This is a genomic window from Aestuariivivens insulae, from assembly GCF_022662195.1.
Taxonomy (GTDB): Bacteria; Bacteroidota; Bacteroidia; order Flavobacteriales; family Flavobacteriaceae; genus Aestuariivivens; species Aestuariivivens insulae.
In genome coordinates, this window is the sequence record NZ_JAKMCS010000007.1 from 184,568 (window position 1) to 197,171 (window position 12,604).

Consider the following 12,604-nt stretch of genomic DNA (forward strand, 5'->3'; position numbering starts at 1 on the left):
ACAACTTTTATTGAGCTTTCAAAAATAAGTATATTGTGTTTAAAAATAAGTATAAATACTTATATTTGTTTTGATTCTTTAAGTTGTTAATTTGTTACATACCGCTACAGTAAATACCATAACCAGTTCTACCCGTAAGCGCATTTCCTATGATGTGTCCTGTATGGCCTGTGAGAATCATAACTGTTTGATAAAAAGAAATGTTGGGGCATTTGAAAATAGTAAACTAACTACTGAAAAGAACAATCTACGATGTAAAAAAGGTCAACAGTTTATTATGGAGGGCGCGCCAGTTAATGGACTTTTCTTTATTTTAAAGGGAAAAGTTAAGGTATATAGGACCGGAATTAATGGCAGGGAGCAAATTGTACGTTTTGCCAGAGCAGGAGAGATTATTGGGCATCGTGGCTTTGGTACAGAGGAGTATTATTCTATAGGGGCTATGGCATTGGAAGATTCGGTACTCTGTTATTTTTCCAAGGATAATTTACAAGAGGCTTTAATGGACAATCCGAAGTTAACTTACGATTTAATGTTGTTTTATGCCAATGAGCTTAATCGGAGTGAATCTAAGGTTAAGACCATTTCCCAAATGACCGTGCGCGAACGTGTTATTGATACCTTATTATATATAAACAGGAAGTTTGGTGAAAACAAAGGCTTTCTAGATGTGTCTTTAAGCAGACGCGAGTATGCCGAATATGCAGGTACAACAGAAGAACAGGTTATCAGGGTTTTTTCCGTCTTAAAAAAGGAAAACCTTATTGTTGCCAAAGGAAAAAAAATTGGTATCGTAGATGTACAACGTCTTAAAAATGAGATTAGCGAACATAACTTCTACCTCGATAGCTAATCCTTTTACTCGATAATCGAGATTTAAATACTTCGGGGCTTACCTCCATCAAAATATTTTCTAATAACCACTTTGTGTGCCTTGCTTGAGATTGTTTGCTATTTAATAGTCCTGGTTTAGGTGTTTTTGTTGTTTATAAGTAGGTTTACTTATTGTGCTAATTGGTTGTATGTTATTTAAAATAAATCACTTATGATATTTTTATGGTTTTTAGCAGGTTTTGTTATGGGATAAAAAGATGTTGAAGCATGGGGATTCCCATAAAATAGAATTAGTGTTACTTATATATTTGCGATGTAAATAAGTAATAATACTTAGTAACAAATAAAACTATTTAATATGAGATCACTAGTAACAAAAACAGTATGGCTTTTATCATTTTCTTGCCTATTGTATTCCTGTGGAGGGAAGAAGTCTAAAGAGGAAACATCTTCAGGAGAAATAGCAGAATTATCTAAAACAGCATCACTTGAAATAGAGAAACCACAATTAACCTTTGGTTTTATAAAGCTAACCGATATGGCACCTTTAGCAATTGCTAAAGAGAAAGGGTTCTTTGAGGATGAAGGCTTATTTGTGTCGGTTGAAGCACAATCTAATTGGAAAAATGTATTGGACCGTGTTATAGACGGACAATTAGATGGTTCGCATATGTTGGCAGGTCAACCAATCGCTGCTGGAGCCGGTTTTGGTAGACAGGCGCAATTGGTGACGCCTTTTTCCATGGACTTAAATGGTAATGGGATTACTGTATCTAATGACGTTTGGTCTAAAATGAAACCCAACGTCCCAGTAGGAGAAGATGGAAAACCAATACATCCTATTAAAGCTGATGCTTTAAAGCCGGTAATTAATGAGTATAAGAATTCCGGTAAGGCTTTTAAAATGGGAATGGTATTTCCAGTTTCAACACATAACTACGAGATAAGATACTGGTTGGCCGCGGCCGGAGTACATCCGGGCATGTATACTTCTGAAAACGTACAAGGCCAGATAGATGCCGAAGTTTTATTATCGGTTACACCACCACCACAAATGCCAGCAACTCTTGAAGCAGGAACTATTTACGGCTACTGTGTAGGGGAACCATGGAACCAGCAAGCTGTATTCAAAGGAATAGGTGTTCCAGTAACCACGAATTATGACATCTGGAAAAATAATCCTGAAAAAGTATTTGTAATGACCAAAAAGTTTGTGGAAGAGAACCCTAATACAGCAGTTGCTGTAACCAAAGCACTTATTAGAGCAGGAAAATGGTTGGATGAACCAGGAAACAGGGCCGAAGCTGTTAAAATATTGTCCATGCCCCAGTATGTAGGAGCCGATGAGGTTGTGTTGGCAAATTCTATGACCGGTACCTTCGAATTTGAAAAAGGCGACAAGCGTGATATGCCCGACTTTAACGTGTTTTACAAATACAATGCTACATATCCTTTCTATTCCGATGGTATTTGGTTCCTAACGCAAATGCGTCGTTGGGGACAAATTCCCGAATCAAAGCCTGCGGCTTGGTATGAAGAAACCATAAAAGACATATACAGACCTGATATTTGGAAGAAAGCAGCTAAACTTCTTGTCGAAGAAGGCCATATTCCAGCAGCAGACATACCTGAAACCGATGGCTACAAGCCTGCGACATCAGACTTTATAGATGGAAATGTCTATAACGCTAAAGATCCGATAGGTTATATAAACAGTTTTAAAATAGGAAACAAAGACGAAGCTGTACAGTAACACTTAAAATAAAACATAAATTATGAGGCAATCTATAACATTAGGAAAAGTTACCAAATTTGTAGGATTAGGGTTTTTAACAACGTTTAAGGACTTGTTTACCGGGAAGTTGGAAAAAGAAGATTTAAAAGGCTTCTTGAGAAAAATAGTGGTGCCTATTGCTTCCGTATTCTTGTTTATTGGGCTGTGGCATATGGGGGCAAAATACCTGTATAACACAGAAGCAGAGTTTAAAATCCAAAAAGCTCTTACAGACCAAGGTCCAGAGGCTGCCGAAGCAATGCGTGAATGCATTGCTTCGGGAGACCTAAGTTGTAAACCAAACACGCTTCCATCTCCGGCTCAGGTATGGGAGTCTTATAAGTCTTTGTTAAAAGACCATCAAATTATTAGTGCCGATAAAGCTAACTTTATTGAAAAAACTGCCACATTAAACGAAAAACGTATTGCAGCAGGTAAAGATCCCATTGTTTATACGGGACGACCTTCATTTGTAGATCAGATATTAAGGAGTTTAAAGACCGTGTTTGCAGGGTTCTTGTTGGCCTTACTAATTGCTGTGCCTTTGGGTATCTTTATAGGATTAAGTCCCACTTTAAAAAGTGCCTTCAACTGGTTTATTCAAATCTTTAAACCAGTATCACCAGTAGTATGGTATTTATTGGTGTTCATGATTGTAAAAACAATTTTGATAGATTCCAGTGACGATAGCTCTTTTACCATCTCGTTTATAAGTGTTGGCCTATGCTCTATGTGGGCCACATTGGTAAACACTGCAATGGGGGTGTCTACGGTAGATAAAGATTATATCAATGTCGCCAAAGTATTAAAATTGGGAGCTTTTCAAAAAGTGTTTAAAGTAGTCTTGCCATCATCATTACCATTAATCTTTACGGGTTTAAAAATAACCTTGTCAGTGGCTTGGATGGTCTTAATTGCTATTGAATTACTGGCGCAAAGTCCTGGGTTGGGATCATTTGTTTGGGAAGAGTTTCAAAATGGAGCAAACGACTCTAACGCAAAAATTATTGTAGCCATGTTCGTTATTGGAATTATAGGTTTCCTATTGGATAGGTTAATGTTAACCATCCAAAATATGGTATCTTTTAATAAAACGGAAGCAATTTAAGGTCGTGTCGAGTTGTCCGTATGCCAATTTTAGGCATGAACAACTAAGTAGATCAACAAAACAACAGAATGAAATGGCATATTTAGAATTAAATAATATTTATAAGACTTACGGGCAAGGCGATGATGCTACCCAGGTACTTTCCAATATAAACCTATCTATAGAAGAGGGGGAGTTTGTGGCCATAGTTGGCTTTACCGGAAGCGGAAAAACAACATTGGTGAACCTCATTAATGGTCTGCTGGAACCTACAAGTGGCGAAGTGTTGTTTAAAGGCGAACCGGTAAAGGGCACCAGTCACGAAAGAGGAGTGATTTTTCAAAATTACTCCCTATTGCCTTGGCTAACGGTTGGTCAAAATATATACATGGCAGTTAAGGAGGTGTTTCCGAAGAAAAGGAAGCAGGACTTAAAAGAGGTAGTAGACGATTATGTGGAGATGGTAGGCTTAACGCCGGCCATAAACAAAAGGCCCAAAGAACTTTCAGGAGGGATGCGCCAACGCGTAGCGGTAGCAAGAGCCTTGGCCATGCAACCAGAGATGATTATCATGGATGAGCCACTTGGTGCCTTAGATGCGCTTACCCGAGGAAATTTACAGGATGAAATCTTGAAGATTTGGGAAAAGGATAGACGTACGGCGCTATTAATAACCAACGATGTAGATGAAGGAATCTATATGGCCGATCGTATTATTCCCTTGCGCCCAGGACCCAATGCAACACTGGGGCCAGAGTTTAAAATAGATATCGAACGACCACGCGATAAAACAGAATTAAACGACAACCCTAACTTTAAGAAGACAAGAAACGCCATTATAGAATATTTAATGGACATTGGGGATGCGCGTAAGGCCGAAGCTAAAGCTCCTATAAAACTACCAGATTTAGCACCTAAAAGTTTTGTAGACCAATTTGAATTTAAACTATAGCAATTATGAGTACGACCCTTATAAAAAATAAAGAGGCAACAAACCTAACCGAAAATGGCCTTTTTGCACCATCTAAAGTCATGTTGGATTTAAACCGACTTAAGAAAGTATATCCAACGCCCAAAGGGGATTATGTTGTGCTGGAAGATTTAAACCTTCAGATTATGAAGGAGGAATTCGTGACCATTATTGGGCACTCCGGTTGTGGCAAGACAACCATGCTATCCATGATTGCAGGCTTAAATGAAATTTCCGGAGGGAGTATTTCCGTTTTAGGGAAACATATTAAGGGCCCTGGACCAGATAGAGGAGTTATATTTCAGGCACCCAGTTTAATGCCCTGGATGACATCGCTTCAAAATGTATTATTGGGCGTAAATCAGGTATTTCCCCATGCGACTAAGGCACAACGAAACGATATAGCCAAATATTACTTGCAGAAAGTAGGTTTGGAAGACGCCTTTAATAAAAAAGCTTCAGAATTATCGCAAGGTATGCAGCAGCGTGTTGGAATAGCACGAGCCTTTGCCATCAAACCCAAAGTGTTATTGCTAGACGAACCCTTTGGCATGTTGGACTCGCTAACGAGAGGTGAGCTACAAGATATACTGATCGAAATATGGAACAAAGAAAAGATTACGGCCGTAATGATTACTCACGATGTGGATGAAGCCATATTTTTAGCCGATCGAGTAGTGATGATGACCAGTGGTCCCAAAGCAAAAATAGGTGATGTTTTAGAAATCGATTTTGAAAGACCACGAACCCGAAAAGCAGTACTGGAACACGACAATTATTATAAATATAGAAAGCACCTAATAGACTTTTTGGAGCATTGAGTCTAAGCGATAAACAGACTCAAACATGAGTTTTGTCATATAAATGAAAAGAATAGGTATTTATATTTGCCAACAATTAACAATTAACAATTAACTGAATAACTGTAATCAGTCATAAAAAGAATTTCAACGTCAGGTCGAGCGCAGTCGAGACCTCATTATAAAAGCATTAAGTCAATGACCTCTCGACTTTAGTTTATCTTGAGCGACAGTCGAAAGGCTCGAGGTGACAATACTTTATGACTGATTAAGGATATTCAAAAACAATTAACTTTAAAAGTAAAAAACAAAAATTAAAATTAGAAAACATGAGAAAGCAATATCTATTAATAACACTATTAGCCTTAGTAGTTCAATTTGCTCAGGCACAATTTACCTTAGACGGCGAGTTAAGACCAAGAGCAGAATACCGTCATGGGTTTGGTAATCTAATTGCAGATGATGCAGATGCTGGTTTTGGAATTTCAACCAGGGCACGTTTAAATGCGGGTTTTAAAACCGAAGCCTATCAATTTTACTTAAGTCTGCAGGATGTTATGGTGTGGGGGGAGAACCGACAAATCTTACCTTACGACCAAAACAACTCTTTTGCCATATTTCAAGCTTGGGCCCAATTAAACTTAGGCTCAGGATGGTCCACAAAATTAGGACGTCAGGTTATTTCCTATGACGATCAGCGTATTTTTGGCGGATTGGATTGGGCACAACAAGGCAGAAACCATGATGCCGCCTTATTAAAATACAGTAAGGGTAACTTTTTAATGGATGTTGGAGTGGCGTTCAGTCAGGATTATTCCAATCCAACAGGATTTCAGTCTGTTGGTACCGCTTATAATACCACAGGTTACTTTACATACAAGACCATGCAATACCTATATTTAAAGCAAGCTTGGGATAAGTTTTCGGGAAGCTTGTTAGTATTGAATAATGGATTCCAGGATTTTGATGGCGCCAATGCCCCAGATGGTGTAAGCAATTTACAGACCTTAGGGACACACTTAGAGTATAAAGCAGGAGCATTGGGCTTTGCAGCAAATGCCTTCCTTCAAACAGGTAAAAGACAGGGCGATGTAGATGTTAAGGGTGCCTATTTATTAGGATTGGACTTAAGTTATAAGGTATCGCCAAAAGTAGGATTGGGAGCCGGATTGGAAATTATTAGCGGTAATGATGCCGATGCCGGGGAAACAGGAGCATTTTTCCCATTATATGGTACAAACCATAAATTTAACGGATTCATGGATTACTTTTATGTGGGTAACCATGCCAACAGCGTTGGTCTTTTTGATGTGCACCTAAGTGCAAACTTTAAATTGGGAGAAAAGTCCAGCCTATTGGTTAAAGCGCTTAACTTTAGTGGAGAGCAAGAGTTGCCTAGTGGTGAAAAATCATTGGGAACCGAGATCGATTTAGTCTTTTCCCAAGCGTTTAATGGCTATGCTTTAAAACTGGGCTATTCCCAGATGTTTGCTGCCGATGGTATGTACGAACTTAAAGGGATTACAGAAGATGCTGCGGCCAATGGACAAAGCTGGACCTGGGCCATGTTGGTTATAAAGCCTAAGTTTTTAAATACAGCAAAATAATTTGATTATAGCTTATTTTAATATTTCAACTTTAAATCCCGCATTTGCGGGATTTTTTATTGGTAAAACCCTGTATAAATTAATATACAGGGCTTTTTGAGTTAGTTTTATTCCCCTTTAAGGAACCAATTAATAGCAATTCAAATATATTGTAATCTATTGATTTACAACAGAACAGGATTAACGGGTTTCTATGTTATATTGATCGTAATGGGAAAAAGTATTAAAAAAGCTGCAAAGTTGGAGTGTTGGTTTGATAGTCCAAATATTTTAAATAGGCATTTCTTTTCAAAACCATTTGCCTAATCAATCAATAGGGTTCACTCGTTGCATAGTAAGGTTAACTAAGTGTAACTAGTATGGCTTTAGGTTTAGTGGTAGTTTTAAGGAACAAAAATTATACATTATGAAACCAACAATTAACATTTCAGTGAGTAAGCCGTGTTCCGAAACCTTCAGTCAATTTAAAACAACTCCTTCGGGTGGATTTTGTAAGGCCTGTCAAAAGGAGGTTATTGATTTTAGGAGCATGAGCGACCAACAACTAATCGATTTTTTTAAGAACAGGGAAGCAAATACCTGTGGCTATTTTAAAGCATCCCAATTGAAAGATTATCCCGAACCAATTCAGTATAACAAAACAAATACCAATAAGTATTTAAGAGCTGTTGGCTTTGCTTTGTTTTCAATGGTTTCATTGCATAACATACAGGCTCAGGTGCAGGAGACAAAGTTTGAAATTGTTGAACAAAACCATAACACAAAGAAGGACCAAGACAAAACCATTGGCGCCCAACAACAGTTATTGACTGGAACTGTTTCAGATGAAACCGCACCACTACCGGGAGCTAATATCGTTTTAAAAAATACGACCATAGGAACCAGCACTAATTTTGATGGTGAATTTGAATTTCCCAGACCTTTGCAAAAAGGCGATTTTTAGTGGTTAGTTATTTGGGGTTTAAAACCCAGGAAATAGTTATTAAGGAAAATCAATTGACCTTAAACCTCAAGATGAAAGAAGATGCTACCATGTGCTTAATGGGAGAAGTAGAAGTCAACGAAGTCTATAAGTCCAAACGCACCCTATGGCAAAAAATAAAAGGGATATTTTAAGATGAAACATTACCTATATGCCTTTGTTTTTCTTGTAAGCCTTTTTGTGAAGGCCCAGCCATCGGACTTTAAGCATATTGATTTTAAAAAAGCCGATAGTATAGCACATGCACTGCATCATGCCAGTTTAAACAATTTACCTTTTTTAGCCCATAAATTAACAAGTAACCTAAATACCCAAGTAGAACAATTTAGGGCAATTCATACTTGGGTATGCGACAATATAGAAGCCGATCATTATTTTGGTGAGAAAACCATTAGAAAACGCAAAAAGTTTAAAAACGATAGTATAGCATTTGCCACCTGGAATAAGGAAGCCCTCACAGGACTATTTAAAAGATTATTGGAAGATAAAAAAACCATTTGCTCGGGCTATGCCTATATAATCAAAGAACTGTCATCGTTGGTGGGTATTACTTGCCAAGTTATAGATGGCTATAGCAGAACCGTAAACACCAACCTTCATGAATTGGAAATACCCAATCACTCCTGGAATGCCGTAAAGCTGAATGATAAATGGTACTTGGTTGATGCCACCCTGGCCAGCGGTTTTTATTTTATTAATGAAGCCCAATTTGTAAAAGATTATAATGATGGTTATTTTTTGGCAGCACCGCAGCTTTTTGCAAAAAACCACTATCCACTTGATAAAGCATGGCTTTTAACAGATGATGGTACCCCAACCATCAACCAGTTTGTAGAAGGTCCTTTAATTTATGGAAAAACTTATAAGCACAACGTTATTCCCATGGCACCAAAAACAATGATAATCCAAGTTTTAACAGGTGAAGAAGTGGAGTTTAGTCTTAAAGTTACAGATAGGAATCAAATAGATACTATGGGCCTTATTGTAAGCAGTGGTTTTAAATATGATGCATTTAAAGCCTCAAAGACACATGATAACAACGGATTACTGAAATTTAACTACCGTTTCACTAAAAAAGGACGTTACGATGTTCATATAAAAGTAGACAAAGATGTTGTGGCTTCCTATACAGTTGAAGTTGAAAAACCTAAAAAGGACTTGCTATAAACTTTTTAGAAAGGGTTGTCATGTCTCACCTGGTGCGACATCCCGTATCGGATTTGGTTCGCCTTACGTTTTGATGACTAAGGTGTTACACCGAGTTTATCGAAGTGCTATCGAAATCATTAGAATTAGAATAATCGGAAGGCATTGTGTTTGCCGTTTAATTTTAACTCTCCTCCTTTTAAAGGAGGAGTGGCTTCATCCCTATTCGAAGGGATGAAGACGAGGAGGTTTGTTGGGTTATTGTGGTTTGTTGATATTGTAATTAAAAGGAAAATTTTGGTTTAGGGTTAATTTGGGCTATTGACCCTTCCGTCTTTGATTTCTTTAATGAAATCAAATCCACCTTCCCTTTTAAAGGGAAGGCATTGTGCTTGTCGTTTAATTTTAAATCTCCTCCTTTTAAAGGAGGAGTGGCTTCATCCCTATTCGAAGGGATGAAGACGAGGAGGTTTGTTGGGTTATTGTGGTTTGTTGATATTGTAATTAAAAGGAAAATTTTGGTTTAGGGTTAATTTGGGCTATTGACCCTTCCGTCTTTGATTTCTTTAATGAAATCAAATCCACCTTCCCTTTTAAAGGGAAGGCATTGTGTTTGCCGTTTAATTTTAACTCTCCTCCTTTTAAAGGAGGAGTGGCTTCATCCCTATTCGAAGGGATGAAGACGAGGAGGTTTGTTGGGTTATTGTGGTTTGTTGTTTGCATATCTACTAGAAAAATAAGATTAAATAAAATTACTTTTCTTACATTTAAACCATAAACCTACGTTATGCTTAAAAAAGTTTATGGAAGTGCCGTGTTTGGAGTAGAGGCCACCACGATTACCGTTGAGGTTAATGTCGATTCTGGTATTGGGTACCATTTGGTGGGCTTGCCAGATAATGCCATTAAAGAAAGTAACTACCGCATTGCAGCAGCCTTGCAGAACAACGGATATAAAATCCCAGGAAAGAAGATAACCATCAATATGGCGCCCGCCGATTTACGTAAGGAAGGCAGTGCCTACGACCTTACCCTGGCCGTTGGTATTTTGGCGGCGTCTAAACAAATAGGGGCCGAACACTTAGAGGATTATGTAATTATGGGCGAACTCTCGTTAGATGGTAGTCTACAGCCCATAAAGGGCGCGTTGCCCATTGCCATTAAGGCGAGGGAAGAGGGCTTTAAGTATTTTATTTTACCCAACCAAAATGCTAAAGAAGCCGCTATAGTTGATAATATAACGGTCTACGGCGTCGATAATATCAAACAGGTTATAAATTATTTTGATAAGGGAGACCCATTGGAACAAACGGTTATAGACACCCGAGAAGAATTTTATAAAAATTTGGAATTTCCAGAATACGATTTCGCCGATGTTAAGGGACAGGAAGGCATTAAACGTTGTATGGAAATAGCAGCAGCTGGCGGGCACAACATTATTTTAATTGGCCCACCGGGCGCCGGAAAAACCATGTTGGCTAAGCGTTTGCCCAGTATTTTACCACCTATGACGCTTCACGAAGCCTTGGAAACCACTAAGATACACTCGGTAGTAGGGCGTGTTAAGGCACATACGGGATTAATGGCACAGCGCCCGTTTAGGAGTCCACACCACACCATTAGCGATGTCGCCCTGGTTGGTGGTGGGGCCTTTCCGCAACCGGGAGAGATTTCATTATCGCATAACGGCGTGCTGTTTTTAGACGAATTGCCCGAATTTAAGCGCGGTGTATTAGAGGTCTTGCGCCAGCCCTTGGAAGATCGGGAAGTGACCATTTCCAGGGCCAAGTTTACCGTAACCTATCCCTCGTCCTTTATGCTGGTGGCCAGTATGAATCCCAGTCCGGGCGGGTATTTTAACGATCCCAATGCTCCAGTAACCTCAAGTCCGGCAGAGATGCAACGCTATTTAAGCAAAATTTCGGGGCCTTTATTGGATAGGATAGACATTCATATAGAGGTCACACCAGTACCTTTTGAAAAGCTTTCCGATGACCGAAAGGGCGAAACCTCGGTAGACATTAGAAAACGGGTTACCGCAGCAAGGGAAATACAAAGCCAGCGGTTTGAAGATAGCGATACAGTACATTACAATGCACAAATGAATACCAAGCAAATACGTAAACATTGTGTTTTGGATGAAAATTCCAAGCAACTGCTAAAAACCGCTATGGAACGCTTGAATTTATCGGCTAGGGCCTACGATAGAATTTTAAAGGTGGCCCGTACCATTGCCGATCTAGAAGGTGCAGCAACCGTTAATGGCGCCCATATTAGTGAAGCCATCCAGTACCGTAGCCTGGATAGGGACGGTTGGTTGGGGTGATGTATCCCTTTGTTAAGAAGTTGTATAAACTTTGTTTGAATTTAGTATGGGGGTGCAGGATATTTATTATAAATTTAGGAGGTAAATACCATGCGAATAAACGCAATTGGGTTTATTTGTTAGTTGCAGGTAATTACCAAGCAACATTCTGAACAATAAAATTAAACCATTCAAAAATGAAACAAAAACCTTTAATACTTGTTCCTCTTGCGTTTAGCCTATTATTTTCTTCTTGCAATCAAGCAAAAAAAGAAAAAACAAACCAACCTAACACAGAAGAAATAACTTGGATAGAAGCAACGGATTCAATTTCTCACTTTGAATCATTAATATCTACTAACTATTTATATTATTTGAGGCATATGTCAATAGATTATGACAATTACGGAAGGGAAACTTGGAAATCTGTTGATACTCTAGAAAACAACAATTGGACAATGACCAGATACAGAAAAGGACAATGCAAGGAATCTACCGATTCATTGAAAACTGAATTTTGTATGGAACATCAAAAACATATAATTAATAAAAAAATAAATAAAGTCATAAAATTTATAGGTAATGGTTCTGGTTATTTTGCTAATATAGAATATGTATATGATGAGTTTGGAAAATTGATTGAATACAATGAGAATAATAACAAAATATATTATTTAAAATATGATGCCAAAAACCAATTAACTGAAATAGTAAAAACTGAAATTATGAACGGAATAAAAAGGAAAACAGGATTAATTAAATTCAAATAACTACCTACAACACCGTGCCCTATAAAAAGCACTAGCCCAGTCCTTCAAAGTTAAAATTTATTCTTTTTAATGATCCGATATGCTTCGACTGGAAATCCTGTCGATTCCAAGCAACTCCTAAAAACCGTTATGGAACGCTTGAATTTATCGGCACGGGCCTACGATAGCATTTTAAAGGTGGCCCGTACCATTGTATATTTTTCTATAAGTGGTGGGTATCTGTTTCAACATCTACTAAAATTTAATATATTATCTTTAGGATTAAAATATTGTTGAATAAAATAACTATTACTGTTATTATTGAATTATTGGAATAATGAAATATTTAA

At 38.0% G+C, this 12,604-nt stretch carries 12 protein-coding genes and 1 pseudogene; 12 read left to right on the forward strand and 1 reads right to left on the reverse strand.

From position 1 onward, the window contains the following. Positions 1 to 91: 91 nt before the first annotated feature. The 9 genes from MR062_RS10540 to MR062_RS10580 all read left to right on the forward strand — a co-directional run bounded on the left by MR062_RS10540 (position 92) and on the right by MR062_RS10580 (position 9,221). Entirely contained in the window at positions 92 to 853 is a 762-nt protein-coding gene (locus tag MR062_RS10540) for a Crp/Fnr family transcriptional regulator (RefSeq protein ID WP_242204166.1), read from the forward strand. 339 nt (positions 854 to 1,192) lie between these two features. After that, positions 1,193 to 2,587 (forward strand): CmpA/NrtA family ABC transporter substrate-binding protein, encoded by a 1,395-nt coding sequence (locus tag MR062_RS10545; protein WP_242204167.1) that lies wholly within the window; start codon positions 1,193 to 1,195, stop codon positions 2,585 to 2,587. 22 nt (positions 2,588 to 2,609) lie between these two features. Continuing rightward, positions 2,610 to 3,716 (forward strand): ABC transporter permease, encoded by a 1,107-nt coding sequence (locus tag MR062_RS10550; RefSeq protein WP_242204168.1) that lies wholly within the window; start codon positions 2,610 to 2,612, stop codon positions 3,714 to 3,716. Between the two features lie 73 nt (positions 3,717 to 3,789). Continuing rightward, positions 3,790 to 4,647, forward strand: coding sequence for an ABC transporter ATP-binding protein (locus MR062_RS10555; protein ID WP_242204169.1), 858 nt, complete (start codon positions 3,790 to 3,792; stop codon positions 4,645 to 4,647). A gap of 5 nt (positions 4,648 to 4,652) precedes the next feature. After that, positions 4,653 to 5,486 (forward strand): ABC transporter ATP-binding protein, encoded by an 834-nt coding sequence (locus tag MR062_RS10560; protein WP_242204170.1) that lies wholly within the window; start codon positions 4,653 to 4,655, stop codon positions 5,484 to 5,486. A gap of 308 nt (positions 5,487 to 5,794) precedes the next feature. Beyond that, complete coding sequence (locus tag MR062_RS10565; RefSeq protein ID WP_242204171.1) at positions 5,795 to 7,072, forward strand: alginate export family protein; 1,278 nt, start codon at positions 5,795 to 5,797, stop codon at positions 7,070 to 7,072. A gap of 406 nt (positions 7,073 to 7,478) precedes the next feature. Further along, positions 7,479 to 8,015 carry a carboxypeptidase-like regulatory domain-containing protein gene (locus MR062_RS10570; protein ID WP_242204172.1) on the forward strand — a complete coding sequence of 179 codons (537 nt, stop codon included), beginning with the start codon at positions 7,479 to 7,481 and terminating at the stop codon, positions 8,013 to 8,015. Beyond that, entirely contained in the window at positions 8,015 to 8,188 is a 174-nt protein-coding gene (locus MR062_RS10575; protein ID WP_242204173.1) for a carboxypeptidase-like regulatory domain-containing protein, read from the forward strand. Before MR062_RS10570 ends, MR062_RS10575 begins: the two co-directional genes overlap by 1 nt. A gap of 1 nt (position 8,189) precedes the next feature. Next, positions 8,190 to 9,221 carry a transglutaminase domain-containing protein gene (locus MR062_RS10580; protein ID WP_242204174.1) on the forward strand — a complete coding sequence of 344 codons (1,032 nt, stop codon included), beginning with the start codon at positions 8,190 to 8,192 and terminating at the stop codon, positions 9,219 to 9,221. A 483-nt stretch (positions 9,222 to 9,704) separates the two neighbouring features. Here MR062_RS10580 and MR062_RS10585 read toward each other — a convergent pair whose 3' ends face one another. Then, entirely contained in the window at positions 9,705 to 9,923 is a 219-nt protein-coding gene (locus MR062_RS10585) for a hypothetical protein (protein WP_242204175.1), read from the reverse strand. A gap of 64 nt (positions 9,924 to 9,987) precedes the next feature. Here MR062_RS10585 and MR062_RS10590 point away from each other — a divergent pair, with 64 nt between their 5' ends. From MR062_RS10590 to MR062_RS17740, 3 genes and pseudogenes are all read left to right on the forward strand, one after another. Continuing rightward, the gene (locus MR062_RS10590; protein WP_242204176.1) at positions 9,988 to 11,526 is read left to right on the forward strand and encodes a YifB family Mg chelatase-like AAA ATPase; all 1,539 of its coding nucleotides are present in this window, start codon (positions 9,988 to 9,990) and stop codon (positions 11,524 to 11,526) included. A 176-nt stretch (positions 11,527 to 11,702) separates the two neighbouring features. Next, positions 11,703 to 12,275, forward strand: a complete 573-nt coding sequence (locus MR062_RS10595; protein ID WP_242204177.1) for a hypothetical protein — start codon at positions 11,703 to 11,705, stop codon at positions 12,273 to 12,275. 105 nt (positions 12,276 to 12,380) lie between these two features. Further along, positions 12,381 to 12,551, forward strand: a pseudogene (locus MR062_RS17740) (magnesium chelatase subunit ChlI family protein); the annotation flags it as partial. Between the last annotated feature and the right edge of the window lie 53 nt (positions 12,552 to 12,604).